The sequence below is a fragment of the Saccharopolyspora antimicrobica genome (assembly GCF_003635025.1).
Taxonomy (GTDB): domain Bacteria; phylum Actinomycetota; class Actinomycetes; order Mycobacteriales; family Pseudonocardiaceae; genus Saccharopolyspora; species Saccharopolyspora antimicrobica.
Genome location: NZ_RBXX01000002.1, coordinates 6,206,032 through 6,232,143, shown reverse-complemented (window position 1 = coordinate 6,232,143; position 26,112 = coordinate 6,206,032). Strand labels below are relative to the sequence as shown.

Genomic DNA, 26,112 nt, shown 5'->3' with positions numbered 1-26,112 from the left:
GACGCGAGCAGGGACGGCCCCGCAGATTGCAGGTCCACATCCGTGCGGACAGCATCCACTCACCGGACCGTCATCACACCCGCGGTGATCTTCCGGCTGCTGCTGGGCTGGGGCGCCTTCGCCGGCGTCCTGCTCGCCGAACCGGTCCTCTCCGCGCACCTGCCGGGCCCCGCGCTGATCGGTGTGCTCGCGGGCATCATCGTCGTGATCGTCGTCTGCGCCTTCGGCGTGGTCACCCAGGCCGAGCACCTGGCGCACCGCCTCGGTGACCCCTACGGCACGCTCGTGCTGACGCTGTCCATCGTGCTGATCGAGGTCGTCCTGATCTCCGCGGTGATGCTCGGCCCCGGCGAGCACGCCACCATCGCCCGCGACTCGGTGATGGCGGTGTCGATGATCATCATGAACCTGGTCATCGGCGTCGCGCTGCTCGTCGGCGGCACGCGGCACGACGACCTCGAGCCCAACCGCACCGGCGTCTCGGCCTACCTGTCGCTGCTCGTGGTGCTCTCGACGCTCGCCTTCGCCCTGCCCGGCCTCATCGGCACCGGCGGCGCCTACCGGCCCGCGCAGGCGATCCCGGTCATCGCGCTGACCGTGCTGCTGTACGCCTTCTTCCTCCACCGGCAGATGGGCAAGCAGCGCGCGGACTTCCAGGAGGTCTCCGCCTCCCCCGGCGCGGACGACGACGAGCGGCCGTCGATCTCCGAGGTCCTGTCGCAGCACCGTTCCGAGATCGTCCTGCGCGCGCTCGTCCTCGTGCTGACCGTGGTGCCCATCGTGCTGCTCTCGCACGACATGGCCGCGCTGCTCGACGACGGTCTCGGCCGCGCAGGTGCCCCCGTGGCGCTGTCGGGCATCCTCATCGCCATGATCGTGTTCCTGCCGGAGACGATCACCGCGGTGCGGGCCGCGCACGCCGGGGAGATCCAGCGGGTGAGCAACCTCTGCCACGGCGCGCTGGTGTCGACGGTCGGCCTGACCATCCCGGCAGTGCTGACCATCGGGCTGCTGACCGGGCAGACCGTGGTGCTCGCGGAGAACCCGGCCAACCTGGTGCTCCTCGGCATCACCCTGCTGCTGTCGATCACGACGTTCGCGGGCAAGAAGGTCACGCCGCTCCACGGAGCGGCGCACCTCCTCGTCTTCCTGATCTACAGCCTCGCCGTCTTCTCCTGAGCTCTCACAGGCTGATGGTGGTTGCGTTGCTCAGGTGGTCGCTTAGCGGAACCTGAGTGATTCCCTGGACTGCGGGTGCCCCTCCTGATGTATGCCCAATACACGGCGGAGGGGCCGTCCTCGCCAGGAAACCACTCAGAACCCGCCGGTGGCCGACCTGCGTACTTACTCGAAGCGGCTGGCGCCGCTTACACAAACGCGGACGGCATTCGCCGACAGTGCTTTCAGGCGTCCTCGGCCGCGACCGCGTGGTCGTAGTAGCCGAGGACGCCCTTGGCTCCGTGGAGCGCGAAATCGGCTTCCGGAGTCTGGGGTTCGCCCGCCGCTTCGATGACTCCGCGCAGGGTCACGTTGACCAGGTCGTCCAGACCCCGCCAGCGGGCGGCGGGGTCCTCGACGTCCTGCGACTCCGGTGCGAAGTCCGCTTCGCAGCGGCGGATTCCCTCGCGCAGCTGGCGGATCAGCTTCATGAACGTGCCGTGCCCGTAGGAGGGCACCAGGTCGTCGGCGCGGGACGCCAGCAGCCCGGCCATGTAGGTGATGTCCTCCACGTGGTTGCCGAGCCACTTGCGGCGCCGGTAGACACCGCCGAGCTCCGGCCAGCGCTTGCGCGCCGCCTGGCGGGTCCGCCCGGTGACCGCGCTCAGGTCGGCCAGGCTCGCGCCCAGCCACACCGATTCCTCGGCGGCTTCCGCGGTCTGCCGCAGCGCCGCCTCCGCCACCTGCTCCTCGACGTCCAGCGCGGCCCGGAACCTGCCCAGCGCGCGCAGCCGGCGCTCCTGCTCGTCGCCGACGTCGCTGGCCTTGGGCCCCGGGTCGGCCACCTCGACCGGCGCACCGGCCATCTGCCGCACCAGCTGCTCGACTTCGTTCGCCGTCATCTTCCCACTCCTCTGTGAACCTGCGGTTTACAGTATCACGCGTAAACCTAAGGTTCACAGCAAAATTTCTCCCGGATTCCTCCGAAGTGATCGCCGAACTGCGAATTCAGCCGAAACCGGACATCGCTCCGGACTCCGGCCGGACGGCGTTTTTGCAGGTCAGAGCAAACATGAAGGCGACGTTCACGTTTGACCCCGGTTCTCCGGCCGGGCAGGATCGAATCACTCCCGAAACAGCCCCTGACCTGGGGTTTCTTCGTCGTGCCCGCATTCGGCGGGCGATCGATCAACTAGGAGCAGTCGATGATCCGAGCCCGCGGTCTGACCCGCAGGTTCACCGTCAAGCGCACCCCCGTCGAGGCCGTTCGCGGCCTGGACCTCGACATCGAGCCCGGCCAGCTCGTCGCTCTCCTCGGCCCCAACGGCGCCGGGAAGTCGACCAGCCTGCGGATGCTCACCACGCTGTTGCCGCCCACCTCCGGCACCGCCACCGTCGCCGGGCACGACATCCGCACCGACCCCGCGGCCGTCCGCGCGCGCATCGGGTACGTGGGGCAGAAGAACAGCGCAGGCGAGAACTACCGGGCCCGCGACGAGCTGATCACCCAGGGCCGCAGCTACGGCCTGTCCGGCTGCGACGCCCGCCGCCGCGCCGAGGAGGTGCTCGACCTGCTCGACCTAACCGCGCTCGCCGACCGCAAGCCCGGCACCCTCTCCGGCGGCCAGCGCCGCCGCCTGGACATCGCGATGGGCCTGGTGAACGAGCCCGAGCTGCTGTTCCTGGACGAGCCGTCCACCGGCCTGGACCCGCACAGCCGCGCCAACATCTGGGAGCACGTGCTGCGGCTGCGCGCGGAGCACCGGGCCACCCTGCTGTTCACCACGCACTACCTCGACGAGGCCGACAACATGGCCGAGCGCGTCGTGGTGGTCGACCACGGCCGCGTCATCGCCGACGGCACTCCCGGAGGGCTCAAGGCCGATCTGGCCGGGGATCGCATCATCATCACCGTGGCGCAGCCGGACGTGGCAGCGGCCGCCGGGATCGCCGAGCGCATGGCCGACGCCGACGCGGTGCGCGTCGAGGACCGCACGATCCAGGTCCGGGTTCCGCGTGCCGAGGCAGCGCTTCCGGAGTACTTGCGCGCCTTGGAGGACACCGGGATCAAGGCCGTCGCGGCCGAAACCGCCCGCCCGACCCTGGACGACGTGTTCCTCGCACTCACCGGCCGCAGCCTGCGCGAGAGCGAAACGTGACACCTCTTGTGCCAACCGGAGTCCTGCTCAACCGCACCTAAGGGGACCGTGATGCAACCCAGCCACAAGAAACCGCCAAACGCAAGAACGACACCAAACGCAACCACCACTGAAAAACCCGGAGAGGCGGGACTGTGACCACCACTGAAAAACCCGGAGAGGCGGGACCGGAGGCGGGTCCGCGCTTCTTCCGCGACACCGCGACGGTCTTCCAGCGGGAGATCACGCCGAGCCTGCGGGAGCCGACGGCGATCCTGTTCAGCATGGCGCAGCCGCTGCTGTTCCTGTTCCTGTTCGGCCCGCTGCTGGCGGGCACCTCCGGGTTCCCGGCCTCGCCGTGGCAGTGGTTCGTGCCCGGCATCCTGGTGATGATGTGCCTGTTCGGGCCGATGATGGCCGGGTACAACCTGCTGGTCGAGCTCGGCGGCGGCTCGCTGGAGCGGATGCTGGTGACCCCGCTGAACCGCTCGGCGATGCTCGTCGGCCGCACCCTCAAGGAGTTCGCCCTGCTGCTGGTGCAGGCCGTGCTGCTCATCGCGCTGTCGGTGCCGCTCGGCTTCCAGCTGCACCCGGCGGGCGTGCTGGCCGGGCTGGCGCTGCTGCTGGTGTTCGGCGTGGGGCTGGGCTCGCTGTCCTACGTGCTGGCCATCGCCGCACACCCCGGCGGTGAGCTGTTCTACGCGGTCACCCAGCTCGTCCTGTTCCCGCTGATGCTGCTCTCCGGCGTGCTCCTGCCGATGGACTTCGGCCCGGCGTGGCTGCAGGTGGTGGCCCGGATCAACCCGGTCTCGCACATCGCCGACGCCGAACGAGCGCTGTTCGCCGGCCAGCTCCTGGACCCCTCGGTCCTGGCCGGTGGCATCGCCGCGGTGGCGATCGCGGCGCTCGGCCTGCTCCTGGGCACCCGGGCCATGAAGCGCGGCGTCTGATCGCGAACGCTGCCGCACCGCCCGGTCCCTGGCCTAGGGTGGTGCGGCAGCCAGCGACGAGGAGGAGCCGTGTCGGTCACCGGAGAACAAGTCGCGGAACCGCGCACCCCGCTGCGCGAGCGGGTGCGGCAGGAGCTGCAGGCCCGCATCGCCGACGGCCGGCTGCTGCCCGGTGACCGGATCTTCGAGCAGGACCTCGCCGCGGAGATGGGGATCTCCCGCGTTCCGGTGCGCGAGGCGATCCGGATGCTGCAGAGCGAAGGGTTCGTCGACGTTCCCCCTGGTCGGCGCGGTGTGTTCGTCCGAGGACTCGACCGCCAGCAGGCCAAGGAGCTGTTCGAGGTGCGCGAGGCGCTGGAGGTCTACGCCGCCCGCCTGGCCGCCGAGCGCGCCGAACCCGCCGACGTCGTGCTGCTGGCCGAGCTCGCCGAGCGGGGCCGCAAGGCCTACGAGGCCGGTGCGATCGACGAGATGTCCGACGCCAACGGCGCCTTCCACGACAAGCTCGTGGAGCTGTCGGGCAACGAGCTGCTGGCCTCGATGCTGGAGCCGCTGCACGGCAGGCTCGCCTGGCTGTTCCGGATGAACCTCGAACCCGAGCGGGTCTGCCGCGAGCACGAGGCGATCCAGGCCGCGATCACCGCGGGCGATGCCGACCGGGCGGCAGAGGTCGCCAAGCAGCACGTCCTCTCCAGCCGCCGGATGGTCCTGGAGCGCATGCTCACCTGAGCTGCGGAGCCGAACGGGCGCTGGTGACCAGCGGCGGTATCGTGCCGACGATGAGCGTCCCACCAGCCGATCTGCTGATCCGGTGCGGCAACATCCGCACGCTCGTCGACGGGCAGGGGCCGCAACGCGCGCTTGCCGTGCGCGGGGACCGGATCGTCGCGATATCGGCCGATCCGGCTGGGCTCGACGGGTTCGTGGGCCCCGGCACGGCGTTGTTGGACCTGCCGGATTCCACCGTGCTGCCGGCCTTCGACGACACCCACACGCATTTGATCTCGGCCGGTGACAGCGCCCACGACGTGGCCGTGGACGGCGCGCGGTCGATCGCCGAATTCCTGGAACTCATCCGGGTCCGGGCCGCCAGCACCCCGCCGGGTCGGTGGATTCGCACCAGCGGGCACTGGCAGGAGCTGAACCTGACCGAGCGCCGCTTCCCCACCGCCGACGAACTGGAGCAGGCCACCGACCGGCACCCGGTGCTGGTGGTGCGCGGCGTGCACAACCAGGTCCTCAACCGGCACGCGCTCCGGCTGTGCGGCATCGACGCAGCCACGCCCGATCCCGAGGGCGGCAGCATCGCGCGCGACGATGCCGGGCGCCCCACCGGGCACCTGATCGACGGGTTCGCCCTGATCCGGCCGCACTTCCCCGCTCCCGATCCGGCGACCAAGCTCGACGGGCTGCGCATCGCCTCGCACGCCTACGCCGCGACCGGGATCGGCACGGTCCGCGACACCAACTCCTCCCTGGCCGACCTGGACGCGCTCGCACGACTGCGGGATGCCGGAGAGCTGGGCTGCCGGGTCCGGGCCCTGCTGACCACGATGGGGTTCACCTCCGCGCAGCAGGTCGAAGAGGTCCTCGACGGGATGGAGGCGTGGCGGCACCGGAGCGACCCGTGGCTGAGCGTGTGGGGCGTGAAGTTCTGGATGGACGGCGGCATCGAATCCGGCGCGCTGGAACACCCGTACTGCCCGGCGCATTCGCCCGTGCCCGGCTACACCGGCCAGCTGGCCTGGGACGAACAGGTGCTCGAGGAAGCCGTGCTGGCGGTGGTGCGCCGCGGCTGGCGGGTCGGCATCCACGCCTACGGTGATCGCGGGGTGCGCGCGCTGCTGGACCTCTACGAGCGGGTGCAGACCCGGGTCCCGGGCCTGCCCCGCACGACGCTGGTCATGGAGCACGGCGGGCTCGCGAACGACGAGCAGCGACGCAGAGCGGTCAGCATGGGGATCCCGGTAACGGTGCAGCAGCCACTGCTGTTCGACGCCGCCACCGTACAGGCCGAGTACTGGGGCGATGAACGCGTTTCAGACCTCTTCCCCGCCCGGCAGTGGCTGGACACCGGCGCGGACATCTCCGCAGGTTCGGACTACCCGGTCGGCATGTACGGGGCGGCGCACTCGCTGTACGGCCTGACCACGCGCCAGACCGTGGACGGCATCCGCGGCCCCGAGCACGCCATCACCCGCGAGGAAGCGATCGCCCTGCACACCACCGCCGCAGCCTGGCTGACCGATGAGAGCGACCTGCGCGGACAGCTCGCCCCTGGGCGCCTGGCGGACCTCACGGCCTGGCCCGACGACCCGTACACCGCGGCCGAGGAGACCCTGGACGGGCTGCGGCCCAGCCACACGCTGCTGGGCGGCACCGTGGTCCACGGCCCAGCGGACTGACGGCGGGAGCACCGCTAGGTGGCCGGAAGTGCTCATTGGCGCCCGGGGTGTGGCGAACCCGCCCTCATTAATCCACAGTGGACGATCAAACGGACGAAACGCCTTTCACTGGGCGGGATCACACCCGAAGGACCTTGCCAGCCGAGGTGAACACAGGTTTACTTGCTTGGTGAACGCAAGTTCACCAAGCAGCGAGGGACAACCCTGTGCCAACCCCAGACTCACCCAACCGCACCTCAGGGGACCGTGACGCAACGCAGCCACAAGAAGCCCCGGAACGCGAGATCACCCCCGAGCGCAACCACCACCGTGAATCGCGCAGAGGCGGGGCCGTCATCGGCGTGCTCGCGTCCTGCGGGATCGCGGTCTCGCTGATGCAGACACTGGTCGTGCCGCTGCTGCCGGAGTTCCCGCGGTTCCTCAACACCACACCGGCCAACGCGGCCTGGCTGATCACCGCGACCCTGGTGGCGGGCGCGGTGTGCGCCCCGGTGCTCGGCCGCCTCGGCGACATGTACGGCAAGCGGCGGATGCTGCTGGTCTCACTGGCCGCCATGGCCCTGGGCAGCGCCATCGGCGCGGTCAGCGACGACTTCGGGGCCGTGCTGGTCGGGCGGGTGCTGCAGGGTGCCGCCATCGGCGTGGTCCCGCTGGGCATCAGCATCATGCGCGACGAGCTGCCGGAGGAGCGGATCACCTCCGGGGTGGCGCTGATGAGCGCCACGCTCGGCATCGGCGGTGCCGTCGGGCTGCCGGTGACCGGGCTGGTGGCCGAGCACTTCAACTGGCACTGGCTGTTCGCCGGCGCGGCCGTGTTCAGCCTGATCGAGTTCGCGCTGGTGCGGCTGGTGGTGCCGGAGTCGCCGCTGCGCAGCGGCGGGCGGTTCGACCTGGTCGGCGCGCTGGGGCTCTCGGCGGCGCTGACCTGCCTGCTGCTGGCCATCTCCAAGGGCAACGACTGGGGCTGGACCAGCCCGGCGGTGCTCGGCCTGCTCCTGACCGCCGCCGTGCTGTTCGCGGTGTGGGGCGGCTACGAGCTGCGCACCCCCTCCCCGCTGGTGGACCTGCGGGTCTCGGCCCGGCCCGCGGTGCTGCTGACCAACATCGCGTCGGTGCTGATCGGGCTGGCGATGTTCGCCGGGTTCATGGTCGGGGCGCAGATCCTGCAGGCCCCGGTGGGCACCGGCTACGGCTTCGGGATGTCGCTGGTGGTCACCGGGCTGGTGCTGCTGCCGATCGGTGGCGCCATGGGCGTGTTCTCCCCGCTGTCGGCCCGCATCTCCCGGCGGCACGGCCCGCGCACCACGCTGATCATCGGCGGGTCGGTGCTGACCGCGGGCAACCTCGCCGGATCCTTCCTGCACGACCCGCTACCGCTGGTGGTGCTGAACCTGACGGTGGTGGCGATCGGCGGTGCACTGGCCTACGGGGCGCTGCCGACGCTGATCATGCGCGCCGTGCCGCCCGCCGAGACCGCCGCCGCGAACAGCCTGAACACGCTGGCCCGCTCGATCGGCACCTCCAGCTGCAGCGCCATCGTGGTGGCGCTGACCACCGGGTCGGTGGTGCAGATCTCCGGCGTCGAGTACCCGTCGGTGACGGCCTACTCCTGGGTCTTCCTGGTCGCCGGTTCGGCGGCGCTGGTGGCCGCGCTGATCGCCGCCGCCACACCCGCCGCACGTCGGTACGCGCCCGTTACCGCGCAGGTGGCGACCTCCGGCGGAGGATCGCGCTAGCCTGAACGGCATGCCCAGCACGGCACCCGCCACGGCGGTCGGCGAAGACCAGCGGCGCGACGCGTGCGCGACCCGCGAGGCGATCCTGAAGATGGCCCGGCGCCGCTTCTCCTCCTGCGGCTACGCCGACGTGACGCTGCGCGACATCGCGGCCGACGCCGAGGTGAGCGCCGCGCTGGTGGTGAAGTACTTCGGCAGCAAGGAGAACCTGTTCGCCGAGGCCTCGGGCTTCGAGCAGGACGCCGAGCGACTGCTGGACTGCGAGCTCCCCCGCCTCGGCGAGCACCTGGTCCGCACCCTGCTGGACTACCACGACCGCACCCAGGGCGACCCGCTGGTGCGCGCGGTGTTCACCTCCTCGCGCCCGGCGGGTGCCCAGTTCCGCGCGAACTTCGAGCACCAGCTGGTGACCCGCCTGGCCGAGCGCCTCCCCGGCCCCGACGCACTCCTCCGCGCGGAGCTGGTGTGCAGCCACCTGATGGGCCTCGGCGCCTCCCGCCTGGTGCTCCGCACGAAAGCGATCAGCGCGGAACCGAAGGAGAACCTGGTCGCGATCACGGCCCCGCTCATCCAGCGCTGGCTCGACAGCCCCCTGTGAACGGTGAACGCTCCGCCACCCCGGCTCGGGGCTAGGCGAGGGCCGCTCGGAGCCCCACCGGATCGCGGTAGTGCAGGCCTGTCATGCCCAGAGCTCGGGCGGCTTCGACGTTGGCCCGCGTGTCGTCGATGAACAGGCAGCCGTCGAGCTCAGCCCCGGCCTGTCGGGCCGCGAAGTGGTAGATGGCCGGGTCGGGCTTGGCGACGCCGACGCTGGAGCTGTTCACCACGCCGTCGAACAGGTCCAGCACGCCCAACGCCGCCAGGTCGGAGTCGAGCCTGCTCGTCGCGTTGGACACCAGGACGACCGGAACGCGCAGCCCGGCGAGGATCTCGGCCACCTCGTCGACGACCGCACCGGCCGGCTCCGACCAGTGCGCGACGACCTCCCGCGCGGCGTCCGCGCCGCAGTGCTCGGCGAGATCCGAGGCAACCGCCGCACGCCACTGCTCGTCGGTCTGCGCACCGGTGATCGCGGGCAGCAGCCGCTCCGGCGCGAACGCCGCACCGGCCAGCGCTCCCGGCGGGAGTGCGCCGATCCGCTCGGCGTCGCGCATGATCGCCGGGTCCCACCACCGCAGCACGCCGTCCAGATCGCACAGAACCGCATCGAACGCCATGATGATCAGTCTCACACACGCACGGTCCGGCCCCCGCTGCGCCGTGAGTGCTTCGAGTTTCTCTGACGCCCCAAAGCACTCACGGCCCCGGGCGGTCAGTGCGTGCGGTGCAGGAACTCCCTGGTTCGTGGTTCGGCCGGGCGGTCCAGGACCTGGCTCGGTGGTCCTGATTCCACCACCTCGCCTCGGTCGAGGAACACCACTTCGTCGGCCGCTTCGCGGGCGAAGCCGATCTCGTGGGTCACCACGACCATCGTGTGCCCCGCTTCGGCCAGATCCCGCAGCACCGCCAGCACCTCCCCCACCAGCTCCGGGTCCAGTGCGCTGGTCGGTTCGTCGAACAGCAGCAGCTTCGGTTCCATCGCCAGCGCGCGGGCGATGGCGATCCGCTGCTGCTGGCCGCCGGAGAGCTGCCGGGGATAGGCGTTCTCGCGGTCGGCCAGGCCCACGCGGCGCAGCTTCTCCCGAGCCCGGACCATCGCGTCCTCTTTGGACAGACCGAGCACGCCGACCGGTGCTTCCACCAGGTTCTGCAGCACCGTCAGGTGGCCGAAGAGGTTGAACTGCTGGAAGACCATGCCGATCCTGGCGCGCTGCCGGGCGATGGCCCGATCGCCGAGCTCGTGCAGCCTGCCACCGGACTCGCGGTAGCCGATCAGCTCCCCGTCCACCTCGATGCGCCCGGCGTCGACCTTCTCCAGGTGGTTGACGCAGCGCAGCAGCGTGCTCTTCCCGGAACCGGACGGCCCGATCACGCAGGTCACCCCGCCCCGGCGCACCGAGAGGTCGACCCCGCGCAACACCTGCGCCTGCCCGAAGCTCTTGTGCAACCCGGTGATCTCCAGCATCAGCGGTTCCCCTTCAACGCGGCCCGGAGGCGTTGCAGCGGTGTCGGCGGCAGCTCGCGCTCGGCGCCCCGCGCGTAGTGGCGTTCGACGTAGTACTGGCCCGCGGTGAGGATCGAGGTCACCACGAGGTACCAGACCGTCGCCACCAGCAGCAGCGGGATCACCTCGTAGGTGCGGTTGTAGATCAGCTGCACCGAGTACAGCAGGTCGTGCACCGCGATGACGCTGACGATGGAGGTGCCCTTGAGCGTTCCGATGAGCATGTTGCCCGCGGGCGGCACGATCGCCCGCATCGCTTGGGGCAGCACGATCCGCCGCAGCACCCGCAGCCTGGACATGCCGAGCGACTGCGCGGCTTCGGTCTGCCCGGCGTCGACGGACAGGATTCCGGCGCGCACCACCTCACCGGCGTAGGCGGCCTCGTGCAGCACCAGGCCGATGACCGCGGTCGCGGTGCCGCCGATGAGGTCGACGGTGTCCAGCGCGAACCAGGGGCCGATGCTCACCGTCGGGTACAGCGCGCCGATGTTGAACCAGAACAGCAGCTGCACCAGCAGCGGGATGGAGCGGAAGAGCCAGGTGTAGAGCCAGCTCACCGCGCTGAGGACGGGATTGCCGGACAGCCGCATCACGGCCAGCGCGGTGCCCAGCGCGAAGCCGAGCACCATGGTCACCGCGGTCAGCCACAGCGTCAGCCACAGCCCGTTGAGCACCGCGGGCAGCGTGAAGTAGGCACCGACCACGGACCACTGGAAGTTCGGGTTGGTGGCGATCGACTGGAGCACCGCGCCGAGCGCGGCGAGCACCACGAGCGCGGCGACCCACCTGCCCGGGTGCCGGGCGGGCACCACCCGCGGTGGTTCGGCGGTATCGGCGGGCCGGGCCTCCGGAACCGCCTGGAGATGCGAGGATCTGGTCATCAGGACTTCCTGTCGGAGCAGCGATCTCACTCGGGACGTGCAGCGCCGATCCGACACCGGCGGCTCGTGAGCGGAAGCGCCGTTCACGAGCGGGTCGGCCGGAATCGCGCTGAACGATCGGGAAAAGCGCCGCGGAGGAGCCACTCACCACCGCCTGCCACGCTAGCCGCCGGGACCGGAGCGTCAAGGCCGTCCCACAGGATGATCGACGTTGACACCCCGCGCGCCACCGGGCGATTCTCGGCGCGTGACCAGGCAACTGCGTTTGGTGAAGCGCAACCACATCGACCTCGCCCTGGTGTGGTCGGCCGCTTGTCGCGGCTGACGCTGCCCGCTTCGCGCCGCCGGCCGCTCAGCCGGCTCTCGCTCCGCACGGGTGCCACCACTCCACCACCACACCCGTTCGCCGTTCCCGGAAGGGCTCACACCGAATGCTCACGCGCGTGAGAACAGCCGTCACCGCACTCGTCGCCGCCGGCCTGCTCGCCGGTTGCGCACCCGCTCCCGACCAGAACTCCGGCCTGGACGTCGGCGCCGACGTCGTGTCACCCGTCGCGAAGGACGAGGCCGTCGCCGCGCTGCTGCCGCCGGAGGTGCGGGAGGCCGGCGTGCTGAGGTTCGGCAGCTCGATCGGCAGCCCGCCGTCGGCGTTCCACCTGCCGGACAACCGCACCGCCGTCGGGCTGGACATCGACATCACCGATGCGGTGGCCCGCGTGCTCGGGGTGCGCGTCGAACGGGAGGAGGCCGCGTTCGAGGCGATCCTGCCCGCGCTGGGCAGCGGCAAGTTCCAGGTCGGCACCGGCAACTTCGGCGTCACCGAGGAGCGCCGCAAGACCATCGACTTCGTCACCTACATCGACGACGGCCAGGGCTTCGCGGTCCGCCAGGACAGCGATCTCGCTCCGGTGACCGACATCGCGCAGCTGTGCGGGAGGATCGTCGGCACCGGCGCGGGCACCACCTTCGAGTCGACCCTCAACGCCCAGGTGCACCGCTGCGCGGAGGCCGGGCTGCCGCCGTACCAGGTGCAGGTGTTCTCCGAGCAGAGCGCCTACTACTCGGCGCTGCGGCAGGGCAAGATCGACGTGCTCATGAGCACCATCAACGGCCTGCGCCACGCCACCTCGCAGCAGCCGAACCTCCGCTTCCTCAACGAATTCCGCCGGCTGGACGTCGGCTTCGCGCTGGCGAAGGGATCGCCGCTGGCTCCGGCCCTGCAGGCGGCGGTGAACAAGCTGATCGCCGACGGCACCTACCAGCGCATCCTGCACAAGTGGGGCGTCGAGCCCTCGGCGATCGAGACCTCCCAGATCAGCCCGCCGGAACTTCGCTGAACAGCGAAGCGGGGTGCCGGTTCCGGGCGGAACCGGCACCCCGCTTCTCCTTTGAAGCACCCGCACCCAAGGCGAGTGCTTCAGGCGGATTTCACGCGGAGCGGCCGAGGACGGTGGTGTGCGGGATGCCGTCCAGCGCCTTGTCGAACTGCTCGATGACGTCGGCCAGCGGGCCGCCGCTGTCGGGGTGCACGCTGATCCCGCCGTCGACCACCGTGACGTGCTTGTCGAGCAGGAAGAAGCTCTGCACCGCGTGCCGGGCGCCGAGCGAGTGCACCACCGGGCGAAGCGCGTAGTCGATGGCCAGGACGTGGGCGATCGTGCCGCCGGTGGCCAGCGGCAGCACCGCCTTGCCCGCGAAGCCGAACTGCGGCAGCAGGTCCAGGAACGACTTGAGCAGGCCGGAGTAGCTCGCCTTGTAGGTCGGGGTGGCCAGCACGATGCCGTCGGCCGCGGCGACCGCCGCGACGGCCTCGGCGATGGCCGGGGCGCTGGTGTCGGCACCGAGCAGGGCGTCCGCCGGAAGGGTCCGGACGCGGAGGTGGTCGACGTCGCGACCGGCCGCGGACAGGCGCTGGGCGATGTGCTCGCCGATCCGCTCGGTCTTCGAAGTGCGCGACGGACTGCCGGAAATTACCAGAACGCTGGACACACGTGCTCCCTGGGTTCGAAGTCATCCATTGTGGACTGATTCGCGTCTTCCGCTCAGCAGCTGCGCGGAACACCGGGTCGACACGCCTGGGCGCAGACCCGCCGGAAGTCGACGTGCCGCCGCCTCGTGAGCACCGGGAACATCACGGACCAATCGTCGGCGCCGCGCCGAGGACGTGTCAACGCTTCCCAGCACCCGGGAGCGGCCCCACCGGACCACAGTGGACCGTGCACGGAGCGTGATCACAGGTGGCGATCTGGCCAATCCGCGAGCTGAACTTCGGCGTTTTGGCACTGGCGCAACGGCCGACCGACGGTAAAAGTGGGGGCGACACCGATGGAGGACGGACGAGCACCCCTGCGCCAACTCGATCCCCACCCAACCGCACCTCAGGGGACCGTGACGCAACCCGGCCACAAGAAACCACACGAACGCAAGATCGACAACAAACGCGACCACCACTGTGAATCGCGGAGAGGCGGAACTGTGACAGCACCGCGCAGCACTGCGCTGTGGCACCCGTTCGCGGACATGTTCGAGGTCAAGTCCAGCCAGTTCTGCGTCAGCGGAGCCGACGGGGTCTGGATCTACGACCAGGACGGACGCCGCTACCTCGATGGCACCGCGAGCCTGTGGTACGCCAACGTGGGGCACGGCCGCACCGAGATCGTCGAGGCCGCGGCCGCGCAGATGCGCACGCTGGAGTCCTACTTCGTGTTCAACGACTTCACCAACCCGCCCGCCGAGGAGCTGGCCGACCGGCTCGCCCAGCTCGCGCCGGTGGACAACGCGAAGATCTTCCTCACCACCGGCGGCGGCGAGTCGATCGACACCGCGGCCAAGCTGGCCCGGCAGTACTGGGCACAGCGCGGGCAGCCGCAGCGCACGCACATCATCAGCCGGGGCAACGCCTACCACGGCACCAACGGCATGGGCACCAGCATCGGCGGCATCGAGGCCAACCGGAGCGGGTTCGGCGACCTGGTCCCGGCCACCACCCGCGTGGCGCACGACGACGCCGAGGCCCTCCGCGAGGCCGTCGAGCGGCTCGGGGCCGACCGGGTCGCGGCGTTCTTCGCCGAGCCGGTGATGGGCGCCGGCGGCCTCTACCCGCCGCAGCCGGGCTACCTGGAGGCGGTGGCCAAGCTCTGCGCCGAGCACGACATCCTGTTCGTGGCCGACTCGGTGATCTGCGGGTTCGGCCGGGTCGGCAGCTGGTTCGGCGTCGAGCGGTGGGGCCTGAAACCCGACATGATCACCTTCGCCAAGGGCGTGACCAGCGGTTATCTCCCGCTGGGCGGTGTCGTGGTGGCCGAGCGGGTGGCCGAGCCCTTCTGGGACCAGCCCGGCCGCGTGTTCCGGCACGGTGCGACCTACTCCGGGCACCCCACGGTCGCCGCAGCGGCGCTGGCGAACCTCGACATCCTGGAGCGGGAGAAGCTGCTGCAGCGGGCCGACGAGCTGGAACGCCCGCTGCACCAGGCGCTGCTGCCGCTCGCCGACCACCCCGCCGTCGGCGAGGTCCGCGGCGGCGTCGGCCTGCTGGGAGCGGTCGAGCTCGCACCGGAGGTGCTGGCCGCCGATCCCGGCGCCGTCGGCCGCGTGCAGAAGGCCGTCCGCGACCTCGGCGTCATCGTGCGCCCGCTGGGCAAGGCGCTGGCCGTGTCGCCGCCGCTGACCATCGCCGAGGCCGAGATCGAATTGCTCGGCAGGGCCCTCAAGGAAGGGCTCGACACTATCGGGTGACCTCGTCGGGGTGAATGCGGAGCGGTCGCATTCACCCCGAGCTGGGGTTATTCGACTCCGCCCATTCAGCGGCTGGACATCGGCCGCTCATCCGGCTGGAATATTCCCGTTGTGGAAACGATACGTACCGGTCTGTACCAGACCGGATCCGTCACGTACGTTTCTGGTCAGGACCGTTGTCGCAGCCGTCGGCGGACCAGCCCGGCTCGCTGCGTGCGGTGCCGAAAAGCGCTGCACCACAACGAGATCCGCCACAAAATCGTCCACAGCAGACCATCGAGGAAGTCGACATGCACCGAGTCACGTGAGGCCCGGACCGCGGCACCCGGCCGGGGGCTCGCGGTGCATGCCTCGGAGAAATCGGCATTCCCGGAACCAGCCCGGCGAGCAGCGAGCAAAAACCACCGCCCCTGTGCACGCGCCGCCCGAACGAGTTGGCAAAATACGGCTTCCGGGTGACAAGCGCGCAGCGGACGCGGATGGAGGACGACAGCCAGGTGAACACCCAAACCGCACAAGTCGACGACCTGCGACTCATCGCACTGCCCAGCGCGGTCAACTGCGCCGAGATGTTCGTCCGCTTCACCCTCGCCGAGTGGTCCCTGCGCGACCTGGTCGACGAGACCACGCAGCTCACCACCGCCCTGGTCACCGCGGCCGTGGACAACGCGAACCAGGACTCCGCGGGCTTCCTCACCATCCGGCTGCGGCTCAGCGGGGACAAGCTGGTCGCCGAGGTCGAGGACGAGCAGGCCACCCTCCCGCCGGCGCTGGCGCCCGGATTCGCCGGTGGTCGCTGCGGCTCGACCGCCCTGCGCGGCGGCGGCAGCCTCGTGTGGTGCGAGGTGCCGCTACCAGGTGGGGTCTCGGCGGATGCGGTCCCGCTCCCCCGCCGCTCCCGCACCAAGCGCCATCCGATGGCCGAGCACGCGGCCGAGGAAACGGCCGAGATCGATCCCGAGGTCGTCAAGCGGCTCCTCTCCGGCCTGAGCAACTCGGACCTGCGGTAGTCGAGGTCTGGTCGGCGGCGTTTCGGTAGCCGCGCTGGTGGGCATCTGGTGGGCATGGACCACCTGACCTTCCGCTACGAGCTGGCGCAGCAACTGCGGGTGGACTCCGTGCGGTGCAGCAGCGCCGCCGGGTCCGGGCATCCGACCTCCTCCATGTCGGCCGCCGACCTGCTCGCGGCGCTGCTGGACGGGCACCTGCGGCTGGACTTCGAGAACCCCGGCGATCCGCGCAACGATCACCTGATCTTCTCCAAGGGGCACGCCTCACCGCTGCTGTACTCGTGCCTGAAGGCGGTCGGGGCCATCGACGACGCCGAGCTGATGACCTTCCGCGAGTTCGGCAGCCGGGTCGAGGGCCACCCGACCCCGGTGCTGCCCTGGGTCGACGTGGCCACCGGCTCGCTCGGCCAGGGACTGCCGATCGGGACCGGCCTGGCGCTGGCCGGCAAGCGGCTGGACCGGCTGCCCTACCGGGTGTGGGTGCTGTGCGGGGACAGCGAGCTGTCCGAGGGCTCGGTCTGGGAAGCGCTGGAGCACGCCGGGTTCGAGCAGCTGGACAACCTGATCGCGCTGGTCGACGTCAACCGGCTGGGCCAGACCGGGCAGACCATGCACGGCTGGGACCTCGAGTCCTACGCCGCTCGCGCGCGGGCCGCCGGGTGGCGGGTGCTGGAGATCGACGGCCACGACCCGGAGCAGATCGAGACCGCGCTGAAGGACGCCGAGGACGGCGACGGCAGGCCGGTCGCGGTGCTGGCGGCGACCAAGAAGGGCCGGGGCGTCGCCGAGGTCGAGGACAAACCCGGCTTCCACGGCAAGGCGCTGGTGCACCCGGACGAGGCGATCCAGGAGCTCGGCGGCATCCGCGACCTGCGGGTCACCCCGGCCAAGCCCACCGCCCGGGCGCAGCCGCACGTCTTCGAGGTGCGCGGCGGCGGGCTGCCCGCCTTCGAACCGGGCACCGAGGTCGCGACCCGCAAGGCCTACGGCGAGGCGCTGCGCGCGCTCGGCGACCGCCGCGGCGACGTGGTGGCGCTGGACGGCGAGGTGTCGAACTCCACGTTCTCCGAGATGTTCCGCGAGGCGCACCCGGACCGCTACTTCGAGATGTACATCGCCGAGCAGCAGATGGTGGCCGCGGCGGTGGGCATGCAGGTGCGGGGATGGCGCCCGTTCGCCTCGACCTTCGCAGCCTTCCTCTCCCGCGCCTACGACTTCATCCGGATGGCCGCGGTGAGCCGGGCCGACATGTGCTTGATGGGCTCCCACGCCGGAGTCGCCATCGGTGAGGACGGGCCGTCCCAGATGGCCCTGGAGGACTTGGCCGCGTTGCGCGCGGTGCACGGCAGCACCGTGCTCTACCCGTGCGATGCGAACCAGACCGTGCAGCTGGTCACGGCGATGGCCGACCGGTCCGGCGTGAACTACCTGCGCACCAGCCGCGGCGCCACGCCGGTGATCTACGCGCCGGACGAGGAGTTCCCGGTCGGCGGCTCGCGGGTGGTGCGCGAGGGCGACGACGTCACGCTGGTCGGCGCCGGGATCACCCTGCACGAGGCGTTGCACGCCGCGGAGATCCTCGCGCCGGAGGGCATTCAGGCGCGGGTGATCGACCTGTACTCGATCAAGCCGGTGGACGCCGCGACGTTGCGCCGCGCGGCGGAGGAGACCGGCGGCCTGGTCACCGTCGAGGACCACTGGCCGGAGGGCGGTCTCGGCGAGACCGTGCTCAGCGCGCTGGCCGGTGCCGGAACGCCGCCGGTGCGCGTGCTGGCGGTGCGGATCATGCCCGGTTCCGGAACCCCGGCGGAGCTGCTCGGGCAGGCAGGCATCGACGCCGCCTCCATCGCCGCGGAGGCCCGCGAGCTGCTCAAGATCCGGCGTTAGGCGGGGTTTCGGCGGGGAGGAGGCCGGTGATGTCATCGGTGCCCGATCGCGGCGAGCTGCTCCAGGTGCTGTGCCACGTCCAGTTCCCGGCGACCAAGCAGGAGATCTACCGGCAGTGCGCGGAGCTGGGCGCTCCGGCTGCGCACCTGGCCCGGTTGAAGACGTTGCCCGAAGGCACCTACGTCGAGGCCGACACGGTGCTGCAGGCGCTGCCGCACCCGTGACCAGGTGGATCCACTTCGGACATCAGGTCGGGTCGGCGCGCCTGCTCCGCCACCAGAGCATTCCCGCGCCCGCGATGGCGGCCGTGAACAGCGTGATCGCGCTCAGCACCAGTCCGCTCAGCATGCACAGAACCGCCAGCAGCGTGATGAGCGCGAACACCAGGAACACCAGGAACCGGCGCACTCCGGCCCAGTCCCGGCGCCCGTCGAACCGCTCGAACTTCTCCGCCAGCCGAGGATCACCGGAGGTCAGCGCCGACTCGATCTCGGCGAGCCGGTCCCGCTCGTGCCTGCTCAACATACGAGCTCCTAGCAACGTTCCCTTCGACCCCAAAGAGGTACCCGCCCCCCGTCCGACTGATGCCTTGGAAGGGTCCATACAGATTGGCACGGCCGGGTTCACCGCCCCACGCGGCGACCGGGTGATTTTGCGTCACTCAGAGCGATCATCGACGACTGCGCTGCGTCACCGCGCACGATCGGCCCGGCGGGCCGGCCGGGCCGATCGCGGGCTCACGGGGTCGAGCACGCTCCCGCGGCGCACTCGGTCAGCCAGGCCGACCAGTCCGCGTCGTAGCTCGTGCCGATGGTGCTGGTGAGGAACTCACGCGCACCGGCCCAGTCGCCCGTGCGGTAGTGGCCGAGCACCGTGTTGAGCTCGTCCGGGTGCCGCTCGAACATGTACCGGACGGCCAGGTAGCCCCACCGGTAGACGCGGGTGGTGTCACCGTTCTCGTAGGTGGTGTCCCACAGCTCGCTGAGCCGGTAGGTCTGCTTGCCCGCCTCCTCCACCGCCTCCGGGTACGGCTGTCCGCGGTAGCCGTAGGAGATGTACTCGCCGACTCCCTCGATCCACCACACCGTGGGCGTGCTCATCGACGCCGCGAAGTCGCCGTGCATGTTGAAGCGGCCGTCGAGGTAGTGGGTGTACTCGTGGTTGAGGTTCCAGATCTCGAAAGCGGGCTGCCACTCGGCCTCGTGGGCGATGAACCGCGGCTGGTTGCCCTGCTGCGCCGGATCGCCTTCGAGGTACATGCCGCCGTTGTTGGTGTCGATCCCGTAGATCGCGCCCGCGTAGGTGCGGTAGTCGTCGCTGGAGTCGAAGACGACCACCTCGATGTTGGTGTTGTGGTCGTCGGCGACCGGCTGCCCGCCGGACTGCACCTTCTCGTGGAAGAACTGGTCCTGGCCGGTCAGGCTGGTGCAGGTGGCCGCCAGTTCCTCGGCGCTGAGCTGCTGGGCGCGGATGCCGATGCTCGGGCCGCAGGTGTGCTCGACGGTCAGCACCGCGTCGATCAACCGCTGCTGCAGGTCGCAGATGCCGTACTCGGCGCAGTTCGCACCGTCGTAGAAGTCGGCCATCTCGGCGATGCCCACCCACAGCGGCGCCGTGGGGCCGGTCAGGTCGCTCTTGCCCAGCAGCTCCTTGAGCATCGGGCGGACCTGGTCGCGCAGTCCCTCGTGCTGCACGAAGCGGGCGAGCTCGCGACCGGCGTTGGCGGTCAGGAAGCTGTTGTCGGTGCCGAGCAGGTCGAGGTGCTCCGAGGCGAAGGTGCGCAGGGTCTCCAGCACGCTGGGATCGGCGTGCACGGCATCGACGAAGTCGGGGAACTGGTGGCCGCGGAACAGCACCGTGTAGACGTTGTTGACCGCGTTGAGCATCCACCAGTACTGGTCGTAGGAGGAGTCGTACGCGGTGAGCAACCGCTTGACGACCTCCAGGTAGCGCCCGTTCTCGGCGGAGCTGTCGATCAGCGTGACCGATTCGGCGAGCACCTCGCCGTTGGCGTCGCTGACCGTGCCGGACTTGGCGTTGCCGAAGAACGCGTCCAGCGCGCCCTGGATTGCGGCCTTGAGCGCCGGGCCGTACTCGCCGACGCTCTCCGGATCGCCGTACTGGACGTAGTAACCGGCGCGCAGGAACAGCACCAGCTGCGCGGTGCTCGTGCTGTTGTCGCCGGGGTAGTCGACCGCGTTCTGCTGGTACGCGTTGGCGACGGTGACCATCTGCTCCTCCCGGAACGCACCGCGCGCGTCCGCTCCGGAAAGACCGAACAGGGTGTTGATGCAGTCGGTCGGGGCTGCCTTGATCTCGCCGACAAGCGCGTCACCGGTGGTGCCAGTGAACCGCGACGGGTCGCATTCCCGCGCCGGTGCCACCTGCATCGAGGGGCGCGGGAACTCCGGCGCCCCGAAGTTCTTGCTGGGGTTGTCGGCGGGCAGCGGAGCGCGCTCGTCGGCGCTCTGCTGCTGGGTCGTTCCGAAGAACTTCCTTGTCTCCGGTGGGTTTTCCGCCATTGCGGGGATCGCCGGCGAGATCAGCGCCAGCGCCAGGCCGAGGAAGGTGGCGCGGCGCAACGCACTCCGCCAACCGGCGGCACTCGGTGGTCTGATCGGCACGTTCTGCCTCCAGGTGAGGGGAAGATCCGGCGCGGAGCCGGGGAGAACGGTGTGGAACGTGCGCACGTGCGGGCAATTCTGGCAGCCAGCGGTGATCTGAGGTCATAACCTGCGATATACAGTTCCGCTATGACGATCGAGATCCGGCAGCTGCGGATGATCTGCGCGATCGCGGAGACCGGCAGCATCACGCGCGCCGCAGCGAGGCTGGAGCTCACCCAACCCGCGCTGAGCAACCAGTTGCAGGCCATCGAGAAGATGCTCGGCGACGAGCTGTTCGTGCGGAGCAGAACCGGTGTGGTGCCGACGGATTTCGGCCGCCGCACCGTCGACCGCGCGCGAATCGTGCTGTCGGAGGTCGATTCCCTCTTCGGTGCGGCGGGCCGGCCGTCGCCGTCGAACGATCCGCTGCACCTCGGGTGCGCGCACCTGGCGTGCGTGCCGAGCATCGTGGACCGGGTGCAGGAGGGCAGGTTGGGCCAGTCGGTGATGCTGCACGTCGAGTCTTCCGCTGCGGTGCTGGCGGATTCGCTCTCGCGGGGCCGGTACGACGCGGGATTGGTCGCCAACGCCGAGGGTTTCGAGGTTCCGCTGGAGCGCCCGGTCACCACCCGCGTCCTGGTCCCGCGCTACCCGTGGTTCGTCGCGCTCGCCGCCGACCACTGGGCCTCGGAGCTCGACCAGGTGCGACTGGCCGATCTGGACGAGGAATCGTGGATCGGGCCGCCGGGCGCCGACGACGGTTCGCTCGCGACGTTCCGCGCCGCCTGCCTGGACGCCGGGTTCGAACCGCGGATCCGGTTCGAGGCCCCGAGCGGCGGAGCGCGGGAACTGGTCTCCCGCGGATACGGGATCCGGCTGGTGGAGCCCACCTTCGCCGTGCCGGAGGGCACTGTCGTGCGCCCGCTGGAGGGCGATCCGCTGGTGGCCCGGCTGGTGGTGGCCTGGCGCCCGGACCGCCTGACCAGGGAGCAGGCCGACCTGCTCTACCAGGACCTGGCGCAGGCATACCTGGCGCACGTCGCGGACAACCCGGTCTTCCACCGCTGGTGGAACGCCCACCCCGAGGTCCACCCGATCCTCTGAGCGCCCGGCGGACGTGGCGCTGGACACACTGACCGGTCGGTATGTCTGTGGTACGTCTACTTGGACGCCTCCGAACGGGGGCGGGCTCGGAGGTGTGGTCATGGGCGACTCACGGCACGAGTGGATGCAGCCCGGCGCGCACGAGGTCGCGCCCGGCGTGCACCGGATCCCGCTGCCCCTTCCCAACGACGGCCTGCGGGCGGTCAACGTCTACGCGATCACCGACGGCGATGCGCTCACCCTCGTCGACGGCGGCTGGGCGCTGGCCGAAGCCCGCGAACAGCTCAGCGCCGGGCTGCGCCAGATCGGCGCCGGGCTCGGCGACATCCGGCGGTTCCTGGTGACCCACGCCCACCGCGACCACTACACGCAGGCAGTGGCCCTGCGCCGGGAGTACGGGTCCCGGGTGCTGCTGGGCGAAGGCGAGCGGCCGACGCTCCAGGTCCTGATGCGACCCGACCACGTGGCGCTGGAGAAGCAGGTCGAGCTGCTCGCCGGGTGCGGCGCGAAGCCGGTGCTGGACGCGGTGATCGCGCTCCGCGGCGAGAAACCCCGGACGACCGGCTGGGAGGAACCCGACGAGTGGATCACCGAGTCCACCGACGTCGGCCTGACCGACCGACCGCTGCGTGCGCTGCCCACGCCCGGCCACACCCGCGGCCACGTGGTGTTCATCGACGACGGGACCGGTCTGCTGTTCGCCGGGGACCACGTGCTGCCGCACATCACTCCGTCCATCGGCTTCGAACAGGCCCCGAGCGAACTGCCGCTGCGCGACTACATGGCCTCGTTGCGCCTGGTCCGCGCCCTGCCGGACATGCGGCTGCTGCCCGCGCACGGCCCGGTCACCGACAGCGCGCACCAGCGCATCGACGAGCTGCTGGACCACCACGACCGCCGGCTCGCGGCCACGGCGGCGGTCGTGGAGCGCGGCGCGTCTACCGCCTACGAGGTGGCGCGCGGCCTGACCTGGACCCGCCGCGAGCACGCGCTGGACGACATGGACCCGTACAACCAGATGCTGGCGGTCCTCGAAACGGCGGCCCACCTCGACGTCCTGGTCCTCCAGGCCAGGCTCCGCGCGGAAACCGTCGACGAGGTCAAGCACTACGCCCCGGCCTGACGCGGCGCCGTCTCAACGGAAGCCGGACGTCCGATCTCCTTTGACATCGCGGAGTTCCGTCCCCGGACTGAGCGATTCGCCGGCGTGTCCGGCACCCCGCACCCCGGCACTCACCGTGGACACTGTGGTCTCGGCGGCGGTTCCGGAGCGGAGGGGTCATGGCAATCGATGAGTTGACGGCGGCCGTTGATGAGCTGCCATTGGTGGATCACCACGTGCACGGGGCGCTGCGGGGACCCGTCGACCGGGCCGGGCTGGAGGGGATGCTCACCGAGTCGGACCGGGCGATTCCCGGGTGGATGACGCAGTTCGACTCGCAGCTGGGGTTCGCGGTGCGCCGCTGGTGCGCTCCCGTGCTCGGGCTGCCAGCGCACGCCGACGCCGCCGATTACGTGGCACTGCGGGAAGAACTGGGCGTCCAGGAGGTCACGCGGCGCTTGCTGGCGGCCAGCGGCGTCGAGCACTTCCTGGTGGAAACCGGATACGAGGGCGACGCGATCCTCTCCCCCGCGGAGATGGCGGCGGCGGCCGGCGCACGTGCGGACGAGGTCGTGCGCCTGGAAACCGTGCTGGAGGACCTCGCCCGCAGCGGGGTGGGCGCGGGCGAGTTGCCTGCCCGGTTCCCGGAAGTGCTGGCGGAACGCACGGTGGACGCGGTGGGACTCAAGAGCATCGTCGCCTACCGCTTCGGCTTCGACTTCGACCCGCAACGCCCGTCGACGTCCGAAGTCGTCGCCGCGGCGGAGCGCTGGCTGCGCACCGGCGGCCGGGTGGACGACCCGGTGCTGCTGCGATTCCTGCTCTGGACCGGCGTCGACCGCGGGCTCCCGCTGCAGCTGCACGCCGGGTACGGCGATCCCGACATCGAGCTGCACCGCTGCGACCCGGCGCTGCTGACCAGGTTCATCAAGCTGGTCGAACCGCACGGCACGGACCTCCTGCTGCTGCACTGCTACCCGTACCACCGCAATGCCGGCTACCTGGCGCAGGTCTTCCCGCACGTGTACTTCGACGTCGGCCTCGCGGTGAACCACACCGGTGCGCGCTCGGCAGCGGTGGTGGCCGAATCCCTGGAGCTCGCACCGTTCGCGAAGATCCTGTTCTCCTCCGACGCATGGGGCCCACCGGAACTGCACCACCTCGGAGCCCTGCTGTGGCGACGCGGAATGCACGCCGCACTGGCCGAGTGGGTGGCCGCGGGCGAGTGGTCCACCTCGGACGCGGTTCGCGTGGCCCGGATGATCGGGCGCGACAACGCCCGCCGCATCTACCGCCTCGACCAGCGGTAACGCCCCTTCCGTCGCTTGGCCGGGCATCGGCACCCGGAATACCGGAAAGCGAACGGGGCCGCCCCGGCCTGCGCATTGGCGCACGCTCGGAGCGGTCCCGCGGGGCCGCGGGAAGAATCCGGAAGAATCATTTCCGAAGACGTCCCCGAAGAATGTTCACCGAGTCGGCACCGATTGCGACGATCACAGCGCCGCACTTCGAACCGCACGATCCATTTCCTCATCAGGCTCGAACACAAGACCGCCATCAACGATGCGCACACCATTCGACGTCACAGCCGAAGACGGCCGAAGATGCGAAAACCACCGGGTGGCCCGGCTTTCGGCCAGGGCGCTCCGCCAGCTCCGCATTGCCGCCCGAGCTCGCAGTTCCGCCGCTTCCGATATCAATCCCGATCGCTTTCGCGTTCGCGACGGTTGTCAGAATGACTAAAGTCCTGTGTTGGAGCTCTCCACGGGCATCGGTTGACCCGCGATTCGGAGATATCAATACTGATTCATATCCGACGTGCACGAAGCGATGCAGGTCAAACACGGGCTCAGCGCTGTTCCCGCCGCATTGACAAGATCTCGCAGAGAGGTTGCCGTGCTCAACAACGTTCCACAAGCACAGGACTTGCGAACGGATCGACTCAGCCCCCCGGTCGCGCTGTGCGTGCTCCTCGTGGTGCTCGTCTCCGGCCTGATGCACAGTGCCAAGGAGAGCGCCGCCGCCTACGAGTCGTACGCATTCGCCGCCGAGGCCCACGCCTTCCACGAGGCCGATGACGCGGCGGGCGGGGAGATCCCGGAGGCAGGGCGGCCACCGGACGACCACTACGACGAGAACCAGCGGCGATCGCTCCACAACGTGCGCATCCAGGCGCTCAAGCGCCCGTTCCAGTAAGCCGAGGCCTCGCCCGGAAATGCGCTCCGCGTCGTCATCCCCTCAGCCGGACCCGGCGCCGTCCGGTGCGGGCAGGCGGAGATCCGCCCACGGATCGGTGGGCACGACCTCCGTGCTGCGCCCGAGGTCGTCCAGAACCCGGGTCTGGCGCTTCAGCTGACGGAGGGTGATCGCGCGTTCCGCCAGGGACAGCGACGGCAGGCGGGCGGCCAGGCGTTCCTCCAGGCGTTGGCAGTCCTCCGGCGAGCGCAGCCAGACGATCATGATCAGGTTGTGCTCGCCGGTGACCGCCGCGCAGAACCGGATCTCCGCGAGATCGGCCAGCGCCCGGCCGATCTCCGAGAGCTCATCGGCGGGCGCGTTGGCCCAGAAGATCGCCGAGACCGGCCACCCGGTGAGGCTCTGCGCGACCTCGCAGCGGATGGACACCAGTCCCCGGTCCACCAGCTTGGCCAACCGCCGCCGCGCGGTCGACACGCTCGCTCCGGTCAGCTCGGCCAGCTCGGCCACCGTCCGCCGCCCGTCGGTGCTCAGCGCGACCATCAGGTCCCGGTCCTCCTCGGTCAGCACGCCCTGCTTCGCGCGCGGAGGCGCATGTGCGGCCAACTGCGCGCGCTGCGCGGGTGACAGCGCGTTGAGCCGCCACTGCACGCCCTCGCCGAAGACCGTGGTCGCGGTGTGCACGCTCGTCCGCCGCACTCCGGGGTGGTGACTGAGCTCGTCGAGCACGAACCGCGACAGCGCGGGCAAACCCCGCGCGTTGACGAGCACCAGCAGGTCGCGCCCGCTGCCGACGTGGTGCACCGAGACGACCTGCGGCAACCGGGCCAGCAGCACCGCGAGCCGGTCCCGCTCGCTCGGCCGGCAGTCGATCTCCACGCAGCCCAGCACGAACGCCGTCGGGGCGGTGAGCCGCGCGTAGGCGGTCACCCACACCAGGCCCTGTTCGGTGATGCGCTGCCAGCGGCGGGCGACCGTGCTCGGATCCACTCCCAGCACCGATCCGATGAGCTGCCAGGAACCGCGCGGGGCGATCTGCACCGCGTTGACGAGCGACAGGTCGAGCTCGTCGAGGCTGGACGAATCTTGCATGCACGAAC

At 70.4% G+C, this 26,112-nt stretch carries 24 protein-coding genes; 16 read left to right on the top strand and 8 right to left on the bottom strand.

Going from position 1 to position 26,112, the window contains the following annotated elements:
• The first annotated feature begins 84 nt into the window (after positions 1–84).
• Entirely contained in the window at positions 85–1,179 is a 1,095-nt protein-coding gene (locus tag ATL45_RS29620) for a calcium:cation antiporter (RefSeq protein ID WP_246025621.1), read from the top strand.
• A gap of 224 nt (positions 1,180–1,403) precedes the next feature.
• Here ATL45_RS29620 and ATL45_RS29615 read toward each other — a convergent pair whose 3' ends face one another.
• Complete coding sequence (locus tag ATL45_RS29615; RefSeq protein WP_093146288.1) at positions 1,404–2,060, bottom strand: hypothetical protein; 657 nt, start codon at positions 2,058–2,060, stop codon at positions 1,404–1,406.
• A 303-nt stretch (positions 2,061–2,363) separates the two neighbouring features.
• Here ATL45_RS29615 and ATL45_RS29610 point away from each other — a divergent pair, with 303 nt between their 5' ends.
• The 6 genes from ATL45_RS29610 to ATL45_RS29585 all read left to right on the top strand — a co-directional run bounded on the left by ATL45_RS29610 (position 2,364) and on the right by ATL45_RS29585 (position 8,985).
• Complete coding sequence (locus tag ATL45_RS29610; protein ID WP_093146287.1) at positions 2,364–3,317, top strand: ATP-binding cassette domain-containing protein; 954 nt, start codon at positions 2,364–2,366, stop codon at positions 3,315–3,317.
• 134 nt (positions 3,318–3,451) lie between these two features.
• Positions 3,452–4,246: an ABC transporter permease gene (locus ATL45_RS29605; protein WP_093146286.1), complete on the top strand. Its 795-nt coding sequence runs from the start codon at positions 3,452–3,454 to the stop codon at positions 4,244–4,246.
• Positions 4,247–4,315: 69 nt separating this feature from the next.
• A complete protein-coding gene (locus ATL45_RS29600) occupies positions 4,316–4,975 on the top strand; it encodes a GntR family transcriptional regulator (protein ID WP_093146285.1) in 660 nt (219 codons plus the stop codon).
• A 50-nt stretch (positions 4,976–5,025) separates the two neighbouring features.
• On the top strand, positions 5,026–6,651 hold the full coding sequence (locus ATL45_RS29595) for an amidohydrolase (RefSeq protein ID WP_093147373.1): 1,626 nt from the start codon (positions 5,026–5,028) through the stop codon (positions 6,649–6,651).
• 284 nt (positions 6,652–6,935) lie between these two features.
• The gene (locus ATL45_RS29590; RefSeq protein WP_439332503.1) at positions 6,936–8,387 is read left to right on the top strand and encodes an MFS transporter; all 1,452 of its coding nucleotides are present in this window, start codon (positions 6,936–6,938) and stop codon (positions 8,385–8,387) included.
• A gap of 10 nt (positions 8,388–8,397) precedes the next feature.
• The gene (locus ATL45_RS29585) at positions 8,398–8,985 is read left to right on the top strand and encodes a TetR/AcrR family transcriptional regulator (RefSeq protein ID WP_093146284.1); all 588 of its coding nucleotides are present in this window, start codon (positions 8,398–8,400) and stop codon (positions 8,983–8,985) included.
• A 31-nt stretch (positions 8,986–9,016) separates the two neighbouring features.
• Here ATL45_RS29585 and ATL45_RS29580 read toward each other — a convergent pair whose 3' ends face one another.
• The 3 genes from ATL45_RS29580 to ATL45_RS29570 all read right to left on the bottom strand — a co-directional run bounded on the left by ATL45_RS29580 (position 9,017) and on the right by ATL45_RS29570 (position 11,372).
• Positions 9,017–9,604 (bottom strand): HAD family hydrolase, encoded by a 588-nt coding sequence (locus tag ATL45_RS29580; protein ID WP_093147363.1) that lies wholly within the window; start codon positions 9,602–9,604, stop codon positions 9,017–9,019.
• 95 nt (positions 9,605–9,699) lie between these two features.
• Entirely contained in the window at positions 9,700–10,452 is a 753-nt protein-coding gene (locus ATL45_RS29575; RefSeq protein ID WP_093146283.1) for an amino acid ABC transporter ATP-binding protein, read from the bottom strand.
• On the bottom strand, positions 10,452–11,372 hold the full coding sequence (locus ATL45_RS29570) for an amino acid ABC transporter permease (protein WP_093146282.1): 921 nt from the start codon (positions 11,370–11,372) through the stop codon (positions 10,452–10,454). Before ATL45_RS29570 ends, ATL45_RS29575 begins: the two co-directional genes overlap by 1 nt.
• 443 nt (positions 11,373–11,815) lie before the next feature.
• On the opposite strand from ATL45_RS29570, the gene ATL45_RS29565 reads away from it, so the two are divergent.
• Positions 11,816–12,709, top strand: a complete 894-nt coding sequence (locus ATL45_RS29565) for an ABC transporter substrate-binding protein (protein WP_246025620.1) — start codon at positions 11,816–11,818, stop codon at positions 12,707–12,709.
• A gap of 91 nt (positions 12,710–12,800) precedes the next feature.
• Here ATL45_RS29565 and ssuE read toward each other — a convergent pair whose 3' ends face one another.
• Entirely contained in the window at positions 12,801–13,361 is a 561-nt protein-coding gene (gene ssuE, locus ATL45_RS29560; protein ID WP_093146280.1) for an NADPH-dependent FMN reductase, read from the bottom strand.
• Between the two features lie 531 nt (positions 13,362–13,892).
• Here ssuE and ATL45_RS29555 point away from each other — a divergent pair.
• The 4 genes from ATL45_RS29555 to ATL45_RS29540 all read left to right on the top strand — a co-directional run bounded on the left by ATL45_RS29555 (position 13,893) and on the right by ATL45_RS29540 (position 18,228).
• Positions 13,893–15,107 carry an aminotransferase family protein gene (locus tag ATL45_RS29555; protein WP_093147359.1) on the top strand — a complete coding sequence of 405 codons (1,215 nt, stop codon included), beginning with the start codon at positions 13,893–13,895 and terminating at the stop codon, positions 15,105–15,107.
• Between the two features lie 497 nt (positions 15,108–15,604).
• Positions 15,605–16,117: a histidine kinase gene (locus tag ATL45_RS29550; protein WP_093147355.1), complete on the top strand. Its 513-nt coding sequence runs from the start codon at positions 15,605–15,607 to the stop codon at positions 16,115–16,117.
• 54 nt (positions 16,118–16,171) lie between these two features.
• Positions 16,172–18,004 carry a transketolase gene (locus tag ATL45_RS29545; RefSeq protein ID WP_093147351.1) on the top strand — a complete coding sequence of 611 codons (1,833 nt, stop codon included), beginning with the start codon at positions 16,172–16,174 and terminating at the stop codon, positions 18,002–18,004.
• A gap of 29 nt (positions 18,005–18,033) precedes the next feature.
• Positions 18,034–18,228 carry a DUF2795 domain-containing protein gene (locus ATL45_RS29540; RefSeq protein ID WP_093146279.1) on the top strand — a complete coding sequence of 65 codons (195 nt, stop codon included), beginning with the start codon at positions 18,034–18,036 and terminating at the stop codon, positions 18,226–18,228.
• A gap of 22 nt (positions 18,229–18,250) precedes the next feature.
• Here ATL45_RS29540 and ATL45_RS29535 read toward each other — a convergent pair whose 3' ends face one another.
• Both ATL45_RS29535 and ATL45_RS29530 read right to left on the bottom strand, forming a co-directional pair.
• Positions 18,251–18,529, bottom strand: a complete 279-nt coding sequence (locus ATL45_RS29535; protein ID WP_170210389.1) for a DUF3040 domain-containing protein — start codon at positions 18,527–18,529, stop codon at positions 18,251–18,253.
• Between the two features lie 212 nt (positions 18,530–18,741).
• The gene (locus ATL45_RS29530) at positions 18,742–20,628 is read right to left on the bottom strand and encodes a collagenase (protein ID WP_246025619.1); all 1,887 of its coding nucleotides are present in this window, start codon (positions 20,626–20,628) and stop codon (positions 18,742–18,744) included.
• Between the two features lie 129 nt (positions 20,629–20,757).
• On the opposite strand from ATL45_RS29530, the gene ATL45_RS29525 reads away from it, so the two are divergent.
• The 4 genes from ATL45_RS29525 to ATL45_RS29510 all read left to right on the top strand — a co-directional run bounded on the left by ATL45_RS29525 (position 20,758) and on the right by ATL45_RS29510 (position 25,012).
• Positions 20,758–21,714, top strand: coding sequence for a LysR family transcriptional regulator (locus ATL45_RS29525; RefSeq protein ID WP_093146277.1), 957 nt, complete (start codon positions 20,758–20,760; stop codon positions 21,712–21,714).
• A 100-nt stretch (positions 21,715–21,814) separates the two neighbouring features.
• Entirely contained in the window at positions 21,815–22,837 is a 1,023-nt protein-coding gene (locus ATL45_RS29520) for an MBL fold metallo-hydrolase (RefSeq protein ID WP_093146276.1), read from the top strand.
• Between the two features lie 158 nt (positions 22,838–22,995).
• Entirely contained in the window at positions 22,996–24,126 is a 1,131-nt protein-coding gene (locus tag ATL45_RS29515; RefSeq protein ID WP_093146275.1) for an amidohydrolase family protein, read from the top strand.
• A 616-nt stretch (positions 24,127–24,742) separates the two neighbouring features.
• Positions 24,743–25,012, top strand: a complete 270-nt coding sequence (locus tag ATL45_RS29510) for a hypothetical protein (protein ID WP_143121540.1) — start codon at positions 24,743–24,745, stop codon at positions 25,010–25,012.
• A gap of 42 nt (positions 25,013–25,054) precedes the next feature.
• Here ATL45_RS29510 and ATL45_RS29505 read toward each other — a convergent pair whose 3' ends face one another.
• Entirely contained in the window at positions 25,055–26,104 is a 1,050-nt protein-coding gene (locus ATL45_RS29505; protein ID WP_093146273.1) for an Lrp/AsnC family transcriptional regulator, read from the bottom strand.
• Positions 26,105–26,112: the final 8 nt, after the last annotated feature.